Here is a 20,336-nt window from a genome sequence, read left to right on the forward strand (position 1 = left end):
CCCTAAGGACGCTCCATTCGTACGGGTACATGAACCTGCCGAAGGACAGCCTGCAGCATGGACTGGGCACTGGAACTGTCCAGACGCGCCTCGGGACGCAGCAACAAACGATGCGTTAGCACATAAGGTGCCAGCGCCTTCACATCATCAGGCAGCACATAGTCACGGTTGTCCAGAAAAGCGTATGCCTTCGCAGCCATTACAAAAGCAAGCGCCGCCCGGGGGCTAGCTCCCAGCAGCACGGATGGATGTTCTCTTGTCGCACGAACGATATCAAGTAAATAGGACGTCACTGCTTCGTCCATATAAATCCCTCTAATTTCCTGCTGGATGTCAGCAATCTGCTCCATATGAGCTACAGCCTCCAGGCGGTCTGCTGGCTGGCCTGCCTGATGATGAAGCAGCATGTTTCGCTCCGTCTCCATGTCAGGATAACCCAAGCTGATTTTGAGCATAAAACGATCTAACTGTGCTTCCGGCAGCATATAAGTGCCTTCAAAATCAATCGGATTTTGTGTCGCACACAGCATAAAAGGATGAGGCAACATATGAGTGTCCCCATCCACTGTCACACTGCGTTCCTCCATAACCTCCAGCAGAGCCGACTGGGTTTTCGTCGTCGCTCGGTTAATTTCGTCCGCCAGCAAAATATTAGTCATCACAGGACCCGGACGGAAATAAAAACGCTCGTCCCGTGGATGAAATATGGATACCCCTGTAATATCACTCGGGAGAATATCAGGATTACATTGAACACGGCGGTAATCACCGCGCATGGATTTGGCAAGAGCCTTGATCATTTGCGTTTTTCCCGTACCCGGAACGTCCTCGATCAGAATGTGTCCACCCGCCAGCATAGCCGTAAGCAGTAATTTTATTTCAAAGGATTTACCTAATATACATGATTCCAGATTAGAACGGATTGCAGATACAATCTGCACAGATTCTTGACGTACGGGCATAGCTCTGTAAACCTCCTAGATAGCAACATGTTTCCTATTATTGTACATGAAGGTGGGCACAGAGTACACTTAACCCCCTGCCCGTATTATTCAAACTCTATCCTTCTTTCGATCTTTCATGTGCAGAACAATTAAAAACCCTTCGGTCATTAGATCCGAAGGGCACATGTATATCATTTATTTTTATGTCAAATCTAAAGTACGCTGCTTTTATATGCTTCCTTTTGGACGAACAAACAAGCATGCCAGAAAAGAGAAAATAATCGCAGAGGAAATTCCTGCACTTGTCAGACTAAAGATCCCTGTAATGACACCCAGCCATCCGTCCTTCTCCAATTCGGTTAATGCGCCGTGTACAAGTGAGTTACCAAAACTGGTAATTGGAATGGTCGCACCCGCCCCTGCAAATTTAATAAGCGGATCGTATATCCCAACAGCATCAGCAATTGCACCTGCAACCACTAACGTACTCATCGTATGTGCCGGCGTCATTTTGAACACATCCATCATCAACTGGCCCACAACACAAATGGCACCACCCACTAAAAAAGCCCATAGAAATATCATACTGTTCCTCCCGCTTCAAAAGCTACAGCATGTGCAACACAAGGAATGCTTTCACCCTGCTGTGTAGTCAAAGGAGATAATAACGCTCCAGTCGCCACGACCAGTACCTTTTGCAGCTCTCCTTTTTCGATCCGCTTCAACAAATGCCCGTAGGTTACAACAGCCGAGCAGCCACAACCACTGCCTCCTGCAATGACTTTCTTTTGCTTATTGATGTCGTAAATCAGCAAACCGCAATCATTAAATTCCGTCTGATTCATATCGAACCCATCTTTTTTGAGCAGCTCCTTGGCAATTGGTAGCCCCACTGAGGCTAAATCGCCCGTTACAATGAGATCATAGTAACCAGGGTCACGGCCAGTGTCTCGAAAATGAGACAACAGCGTATCCGCAGCCGCGGGAGCCATGGCTCCACCCATATTAAAAGGGTCTTTAATGCCCATGTCCATTACACGTCCAATGGTAGCACAATCCACCACCGTTCCTGACTTGGCATGTCCTACAATTGCGGCGCCGGAACCGGTAACAGTATACTGAGCCGTAGGGGGCTTCTGTGATCCGTATTCATTAGGATAGCGGAATTGTTTTTCTACAGTACAGTTATGGCTGGTCGTACCCGCCATCACGTAGTCACCGGCCTCTGAGTCCACAATAAGTGCGGCTAAGGCTAAGCTTTCCATTGATGTTGAACAGGCTCCAAAAACACCCAAATAGGGAATAGCCAGCTTGCTTGCCGAGAAGGAGCTACTGACAATCTGATTCATCAGATCACCACTAATAAAAAACTGCACTTCTTCTTTGTTCAAATTGGCATTAATTAGCGCCAGCTCTGTAGAATGCTCAATCAATCTACGTTCCGCTTTTTCCCACGTTTTCTCGTTGATTTCTATATTGTCATAAATATAATCAAAATCTGTGGACAACGGCCCCTCTCCTTCATCCGGGCCCACAACAGTGGCACTTCCAATGATGCGCGGTCTTGATTCAAACTTCCAGGTTTGTCCTCCCTGTCTTCTCATAAGTGATTGCCTCCCACACCAAGGATGGCATATATAACGCCTACGATAAATGCAGCCACCACCCCGAATACGACAACCGAGCCTGCAAGTTTGAACATATTCGCGCCCACTCCGAGCACCAGTCCCTCAGAACGATATTCCAATGCAGCCGAACACATGGAGTTAGCAAAGCCTGTAATGGGCACAGCGGTTCCTGCTCCTGCCCATTGAGCAACCTTATCGTAAACCCCGATACAGGTTAATATGACCGCCAGCAAGATCATCATCGATGAGGTCGGCGGGGCGGCCTCCTTGGCTGATATGTGCATTCCTGCCATAAAAGCCTCTTGAATCGCCTGTCCAATCACACATATCCCGCCTCCAACCAGAAAAGCGCGCACACAATTGGCAAATACTTTTCTCGAGGGTTCATGCTTTTGTGAAATATTCTGATAGTCCTTCTCATTTATGGACAGCGGCGACGTATTGGTACGAAAACCGCGCTGCCCGGATTTAGCTGGCATCATTCACCACCCCTTATCTGTAAGTTTTCGCGCTTGGCGGTTCGAATTGCTTGGGTCTTTTTCATTATGAGCTTTTTGGAGAAATGTTATGTCAGGAAAATGATATCGTGGACATTCGATACAAATCCATTCATACTGAATACATGACGACCACTGGTTAATTAATAAGGAGTGAGGTATACATCATGGAATCAAAAACATTGGAATTGTTTAAAACCTTAACGGAGTTTCCTTCCATTCCTGGACATGAGCGTGAGTTGCGGGCATGGGTTAAGGAACGAATATCCGGTTATACCGATGAAATCGTGCAAGATCGACTGGGCAGTCTTTTTGGGGTGCTACGCGGTCAAGAGAGTGGACCACGTGTAATGGTGGCAGGCCATCTGGATGAAGTCGGTTTTATCGTGAATGGTATTACGGAAACTGGAATGATTCGTTTTCAGCCGGTTGGAGGCTGGTGGAGCCAAGCCATTATGTCACAACGTCTTCAAGTATTGACACCAAAAGGCCCAGTTATCGGTGTAGTTGGCTCTGTCTCGCCTCATTTGCTGGATGAATCGCAACGCAGCAAACCTATGGACATCAAGCATATGTATCTGGATATCGGCGTAGACAGCAGACAAGAAGCGCAGGACCTGGGGATCGTACCAGGAACGGCCATTGCGCCGATCTGTGATTTCACTCCACTGGCAAATCCTAAAAAAATTATGGCTAAAGCATGGGATAACCGCTACGGTGTAGGCTTGGCTATTGAACTGCTTGAAGCATTACATAAAGAAAAAGACAAGCTTCCCAATACATTGTATGCAGGGGCCACTGTTCAAGAAGAAGTGGGACTGCGTGGTGCACGTACAGCGGCCAATCTGATTCAGCCGGATATATTCTTTGCACTGGATTGCAGTGCAGCCAACGATATGGGCGGCGACCCGAATGCTTACGGGCACCTCGGTAAAGGCGCACTGCTGCGGGTATTTGATCCAGGTATGATTACACATCGCGGGATTGTGGAGTACGTGCAAGACATGGCGGAAACTCACAAAATCAAGTATCAATATTTCATCTCCACAGGGGGAACCGATGCAGGTCAAGTGCACTTGAGCGGAATTGGCGTGCCATCCACTGTCATAGGCATCTGTGGACGATACATCCATACTTCCTCGTCCATTATTCACACTGATGATTATGATGCAGCCAAAGAGCTGATCATCAAGCTGGTTCAAAATCTGGATCGTACAACGCTGAATACCATTATTGAACGAGCCTAAGTTGTAACAGAGAATCGCAATCTATAAAAAAACAGTCAAGACACGTACAACGTGCATTGACTGTTTTTTTAATTTAATAGAAACAAAAGATAGAATATATCAAATCAAATGCTTATAACGAAGCAAAGCAATCACTACAAGTACAGTAGTTAAAGCAATACAGACGTTTTCTATCTTAGCTCCCTTCCGGGTTCCGGTACTCATCAATTTAAATCGCAGCTTCCATTTGAACGGCGGCAAAGGTTTAATTCCATTATTCGTCAAGGAATCTGCCAGTAAATGCAGCAAATATGCCATACCTCCAGCCAGCCATATGCTGTCACCGTGCAAACGTGTCGTACCATAAAGCAGCGCAGTCCATGCGACTGTCCCGTATACCGTATGTGTCAACCCTCGGTGTGGGACTAACGTACAAATGATCAGCAGACACCCGGCGATATAATTCCACGGTGCATATGATTCTCCATACCAGGCTAGGCCGATACCAATTAGAAAGATAATAACCTTGCGCATGGATCGTGAAGGCATAAAAGAAGCACTGATCATCAGCAAAGCCAAAACAAGATTCCATGGCGGTGGAGCCAAACGGGTGAAAAATACCCAACCAGCAGCCCCAATCATTAGAAGCTGTATAAGCCTAAGCATTTTGGTTGGGAGCGCACGGCTCACGAGCATGGAGTTAGGCTCGTCAATATCCGGCAACAGTGAACCGACCACAGCAGCTGCCACGGCAGCCGGGGTCACTTCGTATCCACTTAAAGCTAATACCGACAGGGAGACCCCGGTTCCAATAATCAAATGGGCTCTTCCCATCATGGTGCAAAACATCCTTTCGTTGCAGCATACAACAGAGTTCACATCACTCCATTTGAATCAGCATGATTCGATTGTATACGACAAACAAAAAGAGAACAATAGTTCGCTTATTCTATTTAAAAGACTTCATCCAAAAGTCCTAGTTTCGTCCTCATTACTTAATCCTCCCCTTATTCTTTATCTGTACAACCATTTCTAAAAAAACACGCCATATGGCCTATGAGTATGTTGACAAACATCTTCAATATTTTCTTTTTGCCTCAAAGTCCTATTGTACAATTTGAAATATTAGGTAATATAGTGTTTATATTTACTATATGAATCTATTAAATGAATAAGGAGGAAATGTTATGCAAAAAATATCGACGTTCCGAAAGTTCAAAACCATCGGTCTAACATCGTTGCTAAGTCTTGTATTATTCGCCCTTCCCGCTTCAGCTGCTTGGAATGATACATACACGGGGTACGCCACATATACAGGATCAGGTTACTCTGGAGGGGCATTACTGCTTGATCCCATCCCTTCGGATGCCAAAATTACAGCGCTTAATCGCACACAACTGAATTATAACGGAATCAAAGCTGCATTAGCTGGAGCCTATTTGGAAGTTCAAGGTCCCAAAGGGAAAACAACCGTATATGTAACTGATCTTTACCCTGAAGGTCCAAGTGGCGCGCTCGATCTGTCCCCAAACGCGTTCAACCTGATTGGCAATAAAATAGACGGAAAAATTAATATTTCGTGGAAAGTTGTCAAAGCTCCGGTTAACGGCAATGTCTCCTACCGCATTAAAGAAGGCAGCAGCCAATGGTGGGCAGCCATTCAAGTACGCAATCATAAATATCCGGTCTTGAAGATGGAAGTCCAACAAAACGGACAATGGCTCAATCTCGAAAAACAGGATTACAACCACTTTCTAGGTACTAACTTAGGAAAACAACCTCTGAAAATACGGATTACGGACATTCGCGGTGTCGTGCTAAACGACACAATCCCAGCTCTAGCGGAAAATGGTACAGGCGGAGCCTATATCGTTAATGGTAACGTTCAATTTCCTGACTAGTTGCAGTACCGTCATCTTTCCTTCTTTTATTTGAATACACAAACCCGGCCGGGAACCGACGCAATCCAATGCGTATAAGTGTTCCTGGCCTTTTTACGAAAAAATCATTATTTTTCACAAAGAATCGGTTTGTTCACTGTCCTGTTCACAAGATCACACGTATAATGAATACATAAATAGGATGTACTTTACAGCTACGTGCACACAGACAGGAGGCCTGTTCATATGAGCAATTTCAAAAAGCATCACAAGCTTCACAGCAAATTGCTGGTCAGCATTACGTTATGTATTACGCTAACGTTGCTGGTATCCACCACTGTGTATTATTTTTACTATATTCGCGTGGAAAAGGAGCAGGCATTCGAGGCCAATCACAACAGCTTGACGTTGAGAAGCAAAGAAGTTATTAACATGACATCTATTGCTCAGTCGTTGGCATTCCAAATGTATCGCAGCAGTACCCTGTCCAAGTTGTTGTATTATCCAAAACCTAATGTATATGATGTAACCGCTGCCATGACCGAATTGAACAATTATCTTAACTCTATGCCGTATATCGAATCCATCTACGTGTTTAACCCTAAAAGCGGCACCTTCTACATTGCGTCCTCACAAGGTCAAAACGGGTTATTCAGCAAACATGAACTGGCTGATACAGATATCATTCGCGTGCTGGATCATTATCAGGACTATAAACCCTTTACGCCTATTCCACGCACGTATCCGCTGCTGTCTGCCTCAGACTCCAGAGCTGAAGTAGAGCAAGCAAGCCCAGAAATCGCAGCCTATACGTATTTATGTTATGACGCAATTAACTCGAACGAAGCGATAAATTCGGCTGTGATTGTGAATGTGTCGGCGGCCTGGATGAACAAGGAAATGGCGGCGAATCCAATCTCAGGCGGGACCGCTTATATTTTAGACGATCAGGGCAGACTGTTGTCTGGTACAACATTGACAGACGAAACTTTGAACGAAAAAGAACAGCTATGGCTGCACACGAGAGTCAAAAAACAAGAAACAGGCTATTTTGTAGAAGACTTTCATGGTAAAAGATCACTCATTTCCTACACCTCTCCGGATGGACTAGGTTGGCAGTATATTAGTGTCACACCGTATGAAAGCGTTATCAAAATGGCAAGTGTTATTCGTAATGCGATGTTACTGATAGCCGCCATCATTGCATTGGCAGGATTCGTGGCTTCGTGGCTGCTGTCCAAAATGCTGTATACGCCTATTGGCCAAATTGTTGTGCATATGAATTCACTGGAATCAGAGAAACGAAACAGTATGTACACGATCCGGCAAAACATTTTAAAAAATGTGATCCGGGGAATCCGAAATCTTCCTACCGGTGAAGAACCGGAACGATTGCGCGAGCTTGGGATTACGTTCCAGTTCGACAAAGACTACCGCCTTGTGCTGCTGCGCATAGATGAATATACCCGATGGCAAAGCGAACGTGGACCTGATCTGCTACCCTATAAGTTTGCAATCATGAACATTGCTTCTGAAATATGCGGACAGACGTACCAGGTGGAGACCGTTGATATGGATGAGGACAGTGTACTGCTGATGCTTAACATTCTCGATCCCGCAGAACATACAGACACTGTACTGCTAGAAACTTTATTACGCCAAATACGTGAAGCTTGCTTTGAATATTTGAAGCTGAGCGTTTCACTGACTTACAGTGCCATCACAAGTCAACCAGAACGGCTGCATCTGCTGTATCGCCAAGTACAAGACGCATCTATGCACCGATTTTTTCAGGGGCACAGATGCATTATTAATGCGCAAAACACTACAGACGAGGATATCCAAAATACTTACGTATATCCAGCCGATAAAGAGAAAAAAATGCTAGATATGCTACTGTCTGGTCATACGGAGGATGCACACAGTATGTTCAAAGAATTATTGATGCATATGGAAAAATATCCTTTTCCCTCTGTTCAAGTGGCGATATCCCGGCTCATCATGAGTGTAAATAATGCTGTTCGGCATATCAATGAGCTCAATGGATTTGCTATAGAATCTAAGCCTGAATTACCATCCGCTGATCGGTTAGAGACCGCTGAGAATCTTATTGATCATTATCAATTGGTCTTTGATCATATTCGCTCCAGTCTATCGGAAAAACGAAACACGAAGCAGGAACGACTGGTACGGCAAATTAATGAACGAATGGAGCAAGCCTATACGGATCCCAATTTTTGTCTCAATCAGATTGCGGAAGAGCTGGATATGTCGCCGATCTATGTCAGCAGGCTATATAAGCAACAGACCATGTCAACTATCGTGGACGTCATCCAACAACTTCGTATTCGCAAGGCCTGTGAGCTGCTGGAACAGACCGACTGGTCCGTAGCTGACGTAGCAGAACAAACCGGATTTGCGAGTAGCTCTTATTTCCATCGTATGTTCAAACGTAGCTTGGGTGTAACACCGACAGATTTTCGCCGTTCTAAAGCAAATGCGCAATAAGTAAACTGCTCTACACGCCTGCTCCGAGAACGGAACATTGCTCCCAAAAAATAGACTGACATTAAAAAAGCAAGCCTCCAACTTTCTGGAGACTTGCTTTTTTCTTTATCACAATTCTTTATGTTTTATTTAATCCCCTTCTCCTTTACATAGGCTTCCCATTGTTTTGTATATTCGGTTTGAATTTTCTCCAAACCAGCTTGGTTTGCCTTTTGCAAGAAGGTCTGCAAGCCTTGATCTACATTGTCGATCAGTCCAGCTTGGAGCGGATACAGATATTGCTTCTCAACCTGTTCTAGAGCTGCTTTTTCTGCTTGATATGTCGTGTAGTCCTCTGCAAAGCCTGTAAACAGGTCAGGCTTCTGGATTTTATCCAGCTCGGCAAAAATTTTCTTCACACGGTCAAAGCCAGAATCAAACAGCATGTATTCCGGGTTACGCCAAGCCCAACTATTCATACCTTCGCGTGAAAATCCATTAGTACTGCCGCTACCTATCATTTGGTAGTAACCATCTTTGACTTCGTAGTTTTTGCCTTCAATACCATATTGCGTGAGCAGGTTATAGCGTTTGTCCGTCACCAGCTTTTCATAAAAGGCCAATGCGCGCGCTGGATTCGGGCTGCTTTTTGGAATCGCAAAGCCGTTATGAATCGGATGCACTGGAGTTGCATAACCTGTCGTCAAAGGGAATGGGTAGTACTCGAGCTTCCAGTCCGGGTGAGATGCTTTGAGCTTAATGACCATATCATTAAACCGGGTTGGATTGTCACCGAAAATACTCGCTGCTTTACCAGAAGTCACTTGATCCTGAAGCGTATCTTTTACGTTTAATACGTTTTTGGGAATGAATCCTTTATCGGCCCAGCGTTTGTAAGTGTTCAGCTCTTCCTTTTGTTCATCCGAGCCCCAAAATTTATATACCTCTGTTGGTTTTTCGTATTTAATACCGATACCGTAAGGCAGTGTGCCCACGCTCTTCGTTACTAATTCAGTATATCGATCATGCAGATTTCCCTTAATATCGCTGTTCAGAGATACTGTTTTCATATTTGGCTCATGCTGACGTATCCCATCCATATAAGCCTCATAACTTTTCATATCTGTCGGTTTAGGCAAATTGTACTTCTCACGTAAATCCTCACGCCATACAAAACCGTTTGTGACATATTCTTTATACGTGCCAGGCACGGTATAAATTTTGCCTCCGATTTTAACTCCATCCCACATGTCCTGAGGCACAAATTTTTGCAAGGCAGGTGCAGCCTTAGGCAGCAGATCGTCTAGCGGCAGGAATGCGCCCTTTTTGGCATAGGCCTGATACTGCGTCCAATCTGCAGTGAAGATCAGGTCGATAGGCTGACCCGAAGACAATAACAGCTTATATTTTTGATCCCAGTCTGTCCACGTCGTATAGTTAAATTTGACGGTGGCATTCAGATCTTTTTCCGCCAACTTATTGATCTCTGTCTCAATGGTAGGCAAGTCCTTAGGAGCATCCCCCAGCATATAAAATTGCAGCTGTACTTTCTGGGATTTATCATCCTCTCCATTTGCTTTTTGAGCGCTGTTTCCACTACCTCCTCCACATCCGGCTAATAGCGCCGTGATGACCATTACTGCAATCAGGATGGACATGCGTTGTTTTCTTTTCTTTGTGAATGTCATGTGAATCCTCCCTTTGAAATGGTAGTCTGATTAAATAAAACGCTTACAAAGAGTGCTATTTAGATGGCACAACGTCAGCACGTCATGCCATCACAGTCCTTGAGTGCCACTTTAGCCTTTTACCGCACCAATGGTCAATCCCTTAACAAAATAGCGCTGTACGAACGGGTACAGCAGCAAAATAGGTCCGGTAACCACGATAGCCATTGCCATTTTGGTCGACTCTGTCGGCATATCGTTGGAAAGGGTTACGCCAGTACCTGCACCCATTTGAGCGATAAATTGCATGGAGTTAATTACATTATACAGATAATATTGCAACTGGTATTTATGCGGATCGTTAATAAAGAGTGAGGATGAGAACCAGTCATTCCAGTAAGCCAAGGCCAGAAACAGTCCCACAGTGGCAATACCCGGTGTAGATAAAGGCAACACAATTCGATAGTAAATTTTAAAATCACCCGCACCGTCAATTTTAGCGGACTCGAACAGCTCTTCCGGCATGGAGGAACGAATGAAGTTTTTCATTAAAATGATCAGAAACGGAGTCATCAATCCCGGGAAAATAAGCACTGTATACGTATCAAGCAATCCTAAATACTTCGTCAGCATAATGTACCAAGGTACCAAACCGCCTCCGAACAGCGTCGTAAAGTAAATATAGAATGAAAACGCATTACGGTATTTAAAATCTTTGCGTGCCAGCACATATCCTGCCATCGTCATCAGGAACAGGCCCAACGTCGTACCTACAATTGTGGTAAAAATCGTCACCCCGTATGCCCTTAACACCTCTTCAGGAAAGGTGAACACCGTCCGGTAACCTTCCAGTGAGAATTGCTGTGGTATAAAGTGATATCCATCCCTGATAATCGATTCATTACTGGTCAGTGAAGCCGAAATAATAAGTAGGAACGGGAGTAAACAAGCAATGGAAGCAATAATGATAATCACATAAGAGATAATTTTAAAAATTCGAGTGTATACATCTTCTTTGATCGCCATCCGTTTGGGTCCTCCTTTCTAGAATAAGGCATACTCGTCGTTCAACTTGCGGATGATATAGTTCACGGTCATGATCAGTACAAAGCCAAACAATGATTGGTACACGCCTGCCGCCGAAGCCATACCCACATCAAAAGTCACTTTCAGCGAACGGTACACATAAGTGTCCAAAATATCCGTCGTATTATACAGCACCCCATTGTTGCCGATTAACTGATAGAAAAGATCAAATTGTCCTTTCATAATACTACCAAGCGCAAACAACAGCAGCACAACGAATGTCGATTTAAGCATCGGAACGGTAATGTACCAGATTCGTTGAAAAATGTTGGCCCCATCCATTTTAGCTGCCTCATAATATTCGTCACTGATACCTGTAATCGCTGCTAGATAGATCACCATACTGTAGCCGAGATTTTTCCATAAATAGAACAGGATAATCAGGAAAATCCATACCCATGGTTTGTTGTATACATCCACGCGTTCACCACCAAATTGCAGCAGCAGCGTATTCAGGAAACCATTATCATAATTAAATATGTTATACACGATAACACTTAGAATAACGAAAGAAACAAAATAAGGCAGGAACATCACGGATTGAGCGATCTTTTTAAAGTAGCGGCCTCGCAGCTCATTCAGCAAAATAGCGAGAACAATCGCTAGCACGTTACCGAGTAAAATAAACGCTGCATTGTATCCGACCGTATTCAATGTCAGTTTTGTCAGCGTGCCGGATTGCCATAGAAAGCGAAAATTTTGGAGTCCGACGAACTTGGCATCAAACAGGCTGGTATTAAAGTCGAACTGGGTAAATGCATAATAAATACCCACCATAGGAATGTAGGAATTAATGAAGAAAAAAATTAAAGTGGGCAACAACATCAGAAATAATACCCGATTGCGGAACAGTTCATAGAAAAAGCCGTGTTTCCTACCCGTTCCCAGCCTCTTACCGTTCAGGCGGGAATCCGTTGTAAGCATTGCAGAATTTTTGGGCATAGGCTGATTCAATGTGAGTCACTCCCCCTCTGTATACGTTACCGACAGCAAAGTTTGTAGCACCGCCGCCGTATAACTATATTTTATGTAAGCGCATTCAAAATGAAAAGTGAAGCCTCTCATGCTTCATGAACAAAGGAGTGTCCTGAGGAGTGAACAATTCGGATATTTGTGAAGTTTTGTGTAATATGAGGCGTCTAATCGACGCCTTGAGTCCAGTCACAAAGCATATTTGAACGATCTACTTCACTCCTTTTTGCCCACCCTGGAATGTGGTTTCATCCTGTTTTACCCGAAATCCGATTTTCTTTGCCTGTTCCAGCAGCTCGGCGGCGTTATCCTGCGGCTTATATCCGATTTGTTCTTCCAAATAGCCAATGTCATAATAATTATCCGTATTGGCTGACGTACCGTACAAATTAAGATAGCTCATCTCCGGACGAGCTTCGATACAGCAGACGGTCAGACGGATCATATCACGCTCGGAAATCCAAATATGAGCGGCGCGCTCCGAATGGGGCCGATCATCTCCAGGAAAATTTCCGATACGGATATTAATTGAAGATATTTTGCCCTGATCGGCATACAGCCGTCCTAACAGTTCAATGTAGCACTTACTCAATCCATAAAAACTGTCTGGTCGGTAGGGATCTTCTACATCTATGCTTTCGCCTACTTTATAAAACCCTGTGGCATGATTGGAACTGGCAAAAACAATGCGTTTTACCCCATTTTTCACCGCAGCTTCATACAGCTTGTAGGCTCCACTAACATTGCCAGATAGCACTTTGCCGAGGAAATCCCCTTCATCCTTGATCCATGCAAAATGCAGTACCGTATCCACTCCGCGTGTAAGCTCAGCCAGTCGTGCAGCATCATGTATATCCATTTCCACAATCCCTGCCTCTTCATCCCTCTTCACATCAGCAGCGATTATTTCATATTTACCTTCCGCTTGTAGCCCTTCATACAATACTTTCCCAATTGTACCTGCCGCACCTGTAATCAATAATTTTCGTGCCATCGTCCGCATCTCCCTTCTTTGCTTGGTTGTATGCTGTCATCCATATCATAATCTTAACCAACTCCCCAGGGAGGAAACCCCTTAAACTCTCGAATTCGGTAGGTCATAGCCCACTTAGCTGTGTCTCCTGTCGGCATATAAAAAGGGACCCTACTATTGTGCAAGAGTCCCTTGTTGTTACTATAGTTTCAAGTTCTATCTTTCAATCTCTTGGTTTCAACTACTACGCTCAAGCTTGTCGTACTACTCTCGCTCTGCGATTAACCAAATAAATGCTAAGCCCGATTAAGATTAACCCGATAAGCAGGAAAGCCGTAATCGCTTCGCCCAGCACCAACGAGCTGACAAACACCGAGATCACAGGCACCAAAAACGTATAAGACGCAACCTTACTCGCATCCCCTGAATTAACAAGTGTGAAATACAGCAACCAGGAAAGTGAAATTCCCAACACCGTGCCGAATATCAGCCCTGACACATACGGGACATTCCATACGATATCTGACCAGCTTTCCGTCACCGTTCCAGCTCCCGTCAACACGATGCCTCCCAGTGTACATTGGAATGCAACCAGCCACAGCGAATCCACACGCTGGTTTACCTTTTTCACATATACCGTTCCCAATGCCCAGCTCACGGCTGTAATAATGGCGATGATTACACCTGCCACAGCCACATGCCCTGAAAATCCGCCTACACTGACAGCTGCAACGCCCAAAAATCCGATGACCAATCCAATCACCTTGAGTCTGGACATCGCTTCCCCTAGCCACATCCATGCAAAAATGCCGACCAGCACAGGCTGGAGATATACCAGCACAGAAAACAAGCCGGAAGGGACGTACATTAGTCCCACCGTTTGCAGACCATAAAACAGTACCACGTTAAAAATACCTGAAATAGCATACACCCGCCAATTTTCTTTCCAACGAATGCGATTCCATCTCGGTACTAAAATCACTCCCAACAGTAGTCCGCCCAGCAGTGTACGTAGTCCCGCAAACAACAGTGGAGGTGTGAATTCCAATGCGACTTTATAAATGGGCCAAGAAATGCCCCATAATACAACCAGCAGCGCGATCATCATCATCCGCTTGGCTGTCGTTAACTCTCCCATGACGCTATCGCTCCTCTATGAAAAAAATCACTAGACTTTATATACTACGCCTACAGAACAACTTTATCAAACAAAAAATATGTATTGGAAAGCTCCACCTTTCATGCCCGCTTGTTCATCGAGGTATGTCTTCGGACAGAGGAATCCAGTCATTTTCCTATGTTACAATATACCAAAAAGATAGATAAAGCTTATAAGGATAGGAGGTTGTCTGAACTTGATTTATATCATCAAATTTTTGTACAGCTTTGTGCTCCCTCCCGGTTTGTTCATCCTGGTGATGGCAGGGCTCGTGATCTGGCTATGGAAAAGGGCACGTATACCTGCGGTCGTACTGCTTCTTGTCACATTGCTGCTGTATGTATCCTCGACCAATCTGGCTGGAGATTTGTTAATCAGTAGCCTGGAAAAACAGTACCCACAACCCCGTACCGTTCAAGGCGATGTCATTGTCGTACTTGGGGGCGGAGCCACACAGGGAACCCCCGACATCAATGGACAAGGCAATCTGCTAGGATCTGCGGCTAATCGACTGCTCACTGCGGCCCGACTGCACGAAGCAACAGGCTTACCCATTCTTTTCTCCGGCGGGCAAGTGTTTGGAGACAGTGGTAATGAAGCAAATATTGCGCAGAGGCAGCTACTAGGACTCGGTATTCCGGCAAAGGACATCCTGATCGAAAACCGTTCTTTGAACACACAGCAAAATGCCGTATATACATCGCAAATTTTGGGAAAACATCAACTCACTAGACCTGTTCTGGTGACCTCCGCTTTCCATATGCCACGTGCTGCACTGGAATTTCAGCGTGCAGGCATGCAGGTCATAGCTTATCCTACCGACTATCTGGCAAGTGAAAAGCTGGCACTGTATGCTGGCAAGCTCTCGCCGTCTGCTGGGGCCATGTCTACAACCGGAACAGCCCTCAAGGAATACCTAGGAATTCTTGCATTAAAGCTTAAATAATGTGATGTCTAATCGTATAGCGGCACATAGCACAAACAAGCGTCTTGCGCTCGCAGGTATAAGCCTGTAAGCTAGCAAGGCGCTTGATCTACCATTTCATATTTAATCCAAGAAAATATCCGATATTTGTTCTTCCGATATGACCTTAAAGCCTTCCTTTTTTAACAAAGCCGAGGTTACCCCGTTACCTACTATTTTACGATTTTCGAATGACCCATTATATATTGTTGCTGATCCGCAGGACGGGCTGTTTTCTTTTAAAACAACAAATGTTGCGTTAACCTCTCTGGCTATATTCAGGGCTTCGTACGCACCTCTAATGTACATATCGCTGACATCGTTGCCTGAAAACTCGACCACCTTGGCTGTGCCGTTCAGCACATCCTCCCCTGTCCCTCCAACAATCTCAGCAGGCTCTCTCGGAGTCACAAAGCCCCCCAAAAGCTCAGGACAGATTGTCATAGCCTTCTTTTCCTCTACCAACTTCTGAATATGTACATCCAGGCTATCTGTCCCGTTATATCGTACCTTCATGCCCGCCAAACACGAACTTACCAGAATCATTAGCTTCCACCTCATATCCATTGCATTCACTATTAAGTAGTTAAAGTATAAACAAATTTTCTCGTAGAGTCATCGTGCGAAAATTTAGACTCACCACTACGTCCGCGTTCCGTAATGATATTCGTCCAGCTGATGTCATAATCATGATCTTGCACTCTACCCATACCCTTTTGAACTTTGCTCGAAATACAAGTAATGAAAAAAGACCCTGATTAGGGCCTTCAAATACTGCGGAGTTCTACGTATCTTCTTTGTCATTTATCCTTTCTGTTTGTAAGTAAAATAAATTCACTCTTGCTATAAGTCGTAATTTAAGATATATTATTAATTAAATAATCATTCATTTAATTAATTAAAGTTTAGTTTAAAGAGAGGGGAATACATTTGGCAAGACCCATCAATGAAGAAAAAAGACTGGAGCGGCGTAAACGTATCCTAGAAGAAGCTGTTGTCCTGTTCGCAGAAAGTGGATATTCTAATACCACAACGGCGATCATTGCGCAGAGTGTGGGAGTGACTCCTGGAACCATTTTTCAATATTTCCCCAGCAAAGAAGCTTTATACTACGCCGCTGTCCTTGAGCCGCTTGCTGATATTCAGGCGAAATCGCTTGCTTGTCTACAACAGGAGGGGACGCCGGGCGTATTGATTAAGAACATGGTGGCAGAACAATTCAACCGTATCTACTTCTATATAAATGAATTGCGGCTTGTTCAATCTGTCTTAGGACAACGAATAAGATTCCCTGAACTTACACAGAAGGTCCTTGAAAGTATAAAGGTAATGACAGATGCAATCGAATCCGTCTATGCCAAGGGACAGTTAATGGGAGAATTCAACAAAAGCTTTTCTCCAGCAATGATCTCTCGTGCCTATATCTCTTTCCTAAATGGAGTGGGCTTAACTCTTGGAGAAAGTATTATTCATCATCCCGAGTGGGAAAATCTGAAGGGGCATGCCTTTTATTTGTTCGCCCCCATACAACCTAAAGAAAAACTGGAGGAATCTGAATGAATCAGGCATCATTACAACCCGATCTGACAATTAACGTTCGTGTGAAAAAACGAAAGAAAATTTTATGGAGCCTAGGGATCGTGCTTTTGCTTGTGATGGCTCTTGTATTTTTTATATCTTATAAAGTAGTAGACACCTTGTTGCACCATCCTAGAGACACTAATGTCAGCTACGAATTGAATATCGATAAAACTCCCTACGAAGAGGTCGAGTTCAAGAGTTTGAAAAATGATAATACGATTAGAGGTTCCTTCTTTCCTGCAAGTGGTCTTTCTGGTAAAGCAAGTAATAAGACGATTATTGTCGTCCATGGATATACGAGCAATCGTTTAGTCAAAGGGCGGACCCAAAAGTTAGTAGAGCATTTCGTTCCGAAAGGCTACAATGTATTGGCATTTGACCTCAGCTCACAAGGTAAATCCGATGGTGATTTGATTACACTGGGCTTCAATGAAAAATACGATTTGCTAGGAGCTGTAAGCTATTTAAAATCCAGAGACCATACGGGTGATAAGATTGGAGTTATCGGCTTTTCAATGGGTGCTGCTACTTCTTTGCTAGCCGCTAGTGAAAGTGATGACATCAAAGCCGTAATTGCAGATAGTCCTTTTCGTAATGCTGGTCTATTTCTGAGAGAGGGTTTGCCCTTCTTTTCAGGTTTACCTGCATTTCCATTCAGTTATACATCGACATGGATGGCAAATTGGGCCTTTAAGGTTGATCTTGATTCCATATCTCCTATGGATGCGGTAAAAAAGATGCAAGACAAGCCAGTTATGCTCATTCATGGTACTGGAGATCAGCAAATTAGTTATAAAAATACAGAAATTATTTACGATTCCTTAAAAGATAACCCAAAAGCAGAAGTATGGTACCCGCAAAATACGGAGCACATCGATGCCATCAACCATTACCCCACTGAATATTTCAAAAGAGTAGATCGCTTTTTGGATGAGTATGTAGGAAAATAAATTCAGTCCAAGAGAGCCAACTAGCGAAGGAGCTTGTCCTGACGAAGTAAAAATACCCAATAATACCAAGCATTTTTAGCCTGTAGTGTAGAAAACCACTACAGGCTTTTATTTGCGTTTTAAATGAAAATACATAGCAAAATAGTTATTATTTAAGCGAAAAGGAGCAGTTGTTTTTATAAGATAGCCTTAGATAAGAATATTGGATGGGCAGAGGGGAATGCAATTTAAACACGCCTCTGAAAAGAAGCAAGTAATTGAATTATAAAAAGACCTAAAAAGGCCCTGTTAAGGGCCTCAAGCGGCTTCATATATCTCCTTATCCATTACCCCTTCTGCTTGTAAAACTCATGGTACAACTTCATCAGCGCGCGCTTTTCGATTCGTGACACGTACGAGCGCGAAATTCCCAGTTCTCGTGCAATTTCCCGCTGTGTTCGTTCTTCTCCTCCGGCTTCCAGGCCGAAGCGGCCGATCACCACTTCTTTTTCACGCTCATCTAAAATATCCAGGTTGCGATAGATTTTACTTTTCTCAATTTTGAGCTGTACTTTATCTACAATATCATCCGCCTCGGTGCCGAGGATATCAATCAAAGTAATCTCGTTGCCTTCCTTATCAGTCCCTATAGGATCGTGGAGAGATACGTCTTTGCGTGTTTTTTTTAGGGATCGTAAATGCATAAGAATTTCTATCCCCATGACAATAGGGGTGCTAAAAGGTAATAATGTTCACTTCATCTTTAGTTACCCTTACTTCTCTAACTACTCGACGGATTAGATTTTGCTTATCCTCAAATGTGAGCTCATCAGGATTAAGGGTCAGGTAGTATTCCAACGTTTCCTTGAGCAGATTACGGCTACTTTCGTAATTCTGTATATTATCCGCCTCAGCAGTCAATTCAGCATGACGTTGCTTTAAACCCTCTTCACGTTCTGCGAGTTCCTTGAGTTCCTCTCTTATTTCCTCTTCACCCATCCCGATATCAGAAGAGAATAACTTGATAAGACGTTTACGAGCTGCCTTCATCTTCTCCAAGTCATTTTCAATCCGTTCTAGCTCCTGATCTGCAAATGAGTCCTGTGTCTCTTCCATACTAGCGGCCGCAATTTCTTCTGGTTGTGACAACCACATGTGTACACGATCCCAAACAATAGTATCTATGGTTTCACAGGAAATCTTCATACCGCACCCTTTATTTTTTGCACCAGATGTGTTCTTTACGTCGACATACTCCAATACGTATTTCCCCCAATTCTTACTTCTTCTTCCCGTCATAGTATTCTCGCACACTCCACAACGGACCAGACCAGATAGTAGATACTTACGCAATCCGTTCTTAGCAAAGCGGCGTCGCGCCTCTCCTAACAGTTTTTGCGCCTGTTCAAACTGGAATTCAGTTATTATCTGTGGGCAATCAACCCATATCCATTCTTCTTTAGGCCGCATTTTGATAGGTATTTTTTCTTCTTTTGGCTTGTGCTTATTACCCAGCATGCCTTCCGTATCCCATTTATTCTGTGCAAATCTACCCGTATACGTTTCGTTCATCAGTATTTGTCTGACTACCTGTTTGTGCCAAACCTTTGCACCACGTTTTGTTGGTATTTTTTGACCCGTAAGATATACAGCTATACCGTTTATCCCTTCTGCGATTTCATTAGGCTGGGTGAAGAGATTGAAAATAAGTTGCACAACACGTGCTTCATACTCGTTTATAACATTTGCATTATTCTGCTTATCGAAATCATATCCATACGTAAAATTATTTTTGACTACTTTTCCTTGATTGGCTTTTTCTTTTCTGCCTCTACTCATACGTTCATTAATCTTTGCTTTCTCAAATTCGGCAATAGCACCACGCATAGAGTAAAATAATTGACCTTCTGGTGTTTTGGCATAATCACCATTAATGAAAATAAGTTCCGCACCACTTCGTTCAAATTCATCCGTTATGATAAGTTGAAGCATGAGTTTACGGGCTAGCCGGTCCGGGTCCAAACAAATAACTTTAGTAATAATACCCGCTTTTACATCTTTTCTAAGCTGCGTCAGACCAGGACGTTCCAGAAATTCTCCTGAATATCCTTCATCCGAATATATTTTAACGTCATCTGTCCCGGCTTTCTTCTTCCCTTCTCTGATCTGGAAGTCTATCGAAAATCCGGTTCGCGCTTGTTCGTCTGTTGATACTCGTGGATAAATTCCGATCACGCTGCATACCCCCATATTTCTGATAGAGATAATCATAACAGGCGCTTCGCAGCTTGTCAGTAGAATCAGACGTTGTAAACTTTACATGCATGTGTGCATCACCTCAGC

Annotated in this window: 18 protein-coding genes and 1 pseudogene; 6 read left to right on the plus strand and 13 right to left on the minus strand. The window is 43.9% G+C overall.

Annotation, left to right across the window (positions count from 1 at the left end):
- Positions 1-2: 2 nt before the first annotated feature.
- The 4 genes from G9G54_RS13445 to spoVAC all read right to left on the minus strand — a co-directional run bounded on the left by G9G54_RS13445 (position 3) and on the right by spoVAC (position 3,051).
- Positions 3-962, minus strand: coding sequence for an AAA family ATPase (locus G9G54_RS13445; RefSeq protein ID WP_165178439.1), 960 nt, complete (start codon positions 960-962; stop codon positions 3-5).
- A gap of 210 nt (positions 963-1,172) precedes the next feature.
- Positions 1,173-1,529, minus strand: a complete 357-nt coding sequence (spoVAE, locus tag G9G54_RS13450; protein ID WP_013311204.1) for a stage V sporulation protein AE — start codon at positions 1,527-1,529, stop codon at positions 1,173-1,175.
- Positions 1,526-2,548 (minus strand): stage V sporulation protein AD, encoded by a 1,023-nt coding sequence (gene spoVAD, locus G9G54_RS13455; RefSeq protein WP_075154476.1) that lies wholly within the window; start codon positions 2,546-2,548, stop codon positions 1,526-1,528. The genes spoVAE and spoVAD overlap by 4 nt, the downstream gene beginning before the upstream one ends.
- Positions 2,545-3,051, minus strand: a complete 507-nt coding sequence (gene spoVAC / locus G9G54_RS13460) for a stage V sporulation protein AC (protein WP_025723396.1) — start codon at positions 3,049-3,051, stop codon at positions 2,545-2,547. The genes spoVAD and spoVAC overlap by 4 nt, the downstream gene beginning before the upstream one ends.
- A 185-nt stretch (positions 3,052-3,236) precedes the next feature.
- Here spoVAC and G9G54_RS13465 point away from each other — a divergent pair, with 185 nt between their 5' ends.
- Positions 3,237-4,316 (plus strand): M42 family metallopeptidase, encoded by a 1,080-nt coding sequence (locus G9G54_RS13465; RefSeq protein WP_061830384.1) that lies wholly within the window; start codon positions 3,237-3,239, stop codon positions 4,314-4,316.
- Positions 4,317-4,415: 99 nt separating this feature from the next.
- On the opposite strand, the gene G9G54_RS13470 is transcribed toward G9G54_RS13465, so the two are convergent.
- Positions 4,416-5,132 (minus strand): metal-dependent hydrolase, encoded by a 717-nt coding sequence (locus G9G54_RS13470; protein WP_165178440.1) that lies wholly within the window; start codon positions 5,130-5,132, stop codon positions 4,416-4,418.
- 350 nt (positions 5,133-5,482) lie between these two features.
- Here G9G54_RS13470 and G9G54_RS13475 point away from each other — a divergent pair, with 350 nt between their 5' ends.
- Positions 5,483-6,196 (plus strand): expansin EXLX1 family cellulose-binding protein, encoded by a 714-nt coding sequence (locus G9G54_RS13475; RefSeq protein ID WP_165178441.1) that lies wholly within the window; start codon positions 5,483-5,485, stop codon positions 6,194-6,196.
- Between the two features lie 225 nt (positions 6,197-6,421).
- Positions 6,422-8,683, plus strand: coding sequence for an AraC family transcriptional regulator (locus G9G54_RS13480; RefSeq protein WP_165178442.1), 2,262 nt, complete (start codon positions 6,422-6,424; stop codon positions 8,681-8,683).
- Positions 8,684-8,808: 125 nt separating this feature from the next.
- Here the strand turns inward: G9G54_RS13480 and G9G54_RS13485 are convergent, their stop codons facing one another.
- From G9G54_RS13485 to G9G54_RS13505, 5 genes are all read right to left on the minus strand, one after another.
- On the minus strand, positions 8,809-10,350 hold the full coding sequence (locus tag G9G54_RS13485; RefSeq protein ID WP_023989543.1) for an extracellular solute-binding protein: 1,542 nt from the start codon (positions 10,348-10,350) through the stop codon (positions 8,809-8,811).
- Positions 10,351-10,461: 111 nt separating this feature from the next.
- Positions 10,462-11,355: a carbohydrate ABC transporter permease gene (locus G9G54_RS13490; RefSeq protein ID WP_165178443.1), complete on the minus strand. Its 894-nt coding sequence runs from the start codon at positions 11,353-11,355 to the stop codon at positions 10,462-10,464.
- Positions 11,356-11,373: 18 nt separating this feature from the next.
- A complete protein-coding gene (locus tag G9G54_RS13495) occupies positions 11,374-12,369 on the minus strand; it encodes an ABC transporter permease (RefSeq protein ID WP_023989544.1) in 996 nt (331 codons plus the stop codon).
- A 229-nt stretch (positions 12,370-12,598) separates the two neighbouring features.
- Positions 12,599-13,381 (minus strand): NAD-dependent epimerase/dehydratase family protein, encoded by a 783-nt coding sequence (locus tag G9G54_RS13500; protein WP_165178444.1) that lies wholly within the window; start codon positions 13,379-13,381, stop codon positions 12,599-12,601.
- 229 nt (positions 13,382-13,610) lie between these two features.
- Positions 13,611-14,498 (minus strand): DMT family transporter, encoded by an 888-nt coding sequence (locus tag G9G54_RS13505; protein ID WP_165178445.1) that lies wholly within the window; start codon positions 14,496-14,498, stop codon positions 13,611-13,613.
- 217 nt (positions 14,499-14,715) lie between these two features.
- Here G9G54_RS13505 and G9G54_RS13510 point away from each other — a divergent pair, with 217 nt between their 5' ends.
- A complete protein-coding gene (locus tag G9G54_RS13510) occupies positions 14,716-15,465 on the plus strand; it encodes a YdcF family protein (RefSeq protein WP_028540426.1) in 750 nt (249 codons plus the stop codon).
- Positions 15,466-15,567: 102 nt separating this feature from the next.
- Here G9G54_RS13510 and G9G54_RS13515 read toward each other — a convergent pair whose 3' ends face one another.
- On the minus strand, positions 15,568-16,029 hold the full coding sequence (locus G9G54_RS13515) for a DUF523 domain-containing protein (protein ID WP_165178446.1): 462 nt from the start codon (positions 16,027-16,029) through the stop codon (positions 15,568-15,570).
- A 384-nt stretch (positions 16,030-16,413) separates the two neighbouring features.
- Between G9G54_RS13515 and G9G54_RS13520 the strand changes: the two genes are divergently transcribed.
- Together G9G54_RS13520 and G9G54_RS13525 are read left to right on the plus strand one after the other, a co-directional pair.
- Positions 16,414-17,043: a TetR/AcrR family transcriptional regulator gene (locus tag G9G54_RS13520; protein ID WP_165178447.1), complete on the plus strand. Its 630-nt coding sequence runs from the start codon at positions 16,414-16,416 to the stop codon at positions 17,041-17,043.
- The gene (locus G9G54_RS13525) at positions 17,040-18,014 is read left to right on the plus strand and encodes an alpha/beta hydrolase (protein ID WP_165178448.1); all 975 of its coding nucleotides are present in this window, start codon (positions 17,040-17,042) and stop codon (positions 18,012-18,014) included. Before G9G54_RS13520 ends, G9G54_RS13525 begins: the two co-directional genes overlap by 4 nt.
- Before the next feature lie 326 nt (positions 18,015-18,340).
- Here the strand turns inward: G9G54_RS13525 and G9G54_RS13530 are convergent.
- Together G9G54_RS13530 and G9G54_RS13535 are read right to left on the minus strand one after the other, a co-directional pair.
- A pseudogene (locus tag G9G54_RS13530) lies at positions 18,341-18,706 on the minus strand (sigma-70 family RNA polymerase sigma factor); the annotation flags it as partial.
- 22 nt (positions 18,707-18,728) lie between these two features.
- Positions 18,729-20,228, minus strand: coding sequence for a recombinase family protein (locus G9G54_RS13535; protein ID WP_165178449.1), 1,500 nt, complete (start codon positions 20,226-20,228; stop codon positions 18,729-18,731).
- Positions 20,229-20,336: the final 108 nt, after the last annotated feature.

Origin of the sequence: Paenibacillus sp. EKM212P (assembly GCF_011066115.1) — a bacterium.
GTDB classification, from domain to species: domain Bacteria; phylum Bacillota; class Bacilli; order Paenibacillales; family Paenibacillaceae; genus Paenibacillus; species Paenibacillus polymyxa_B.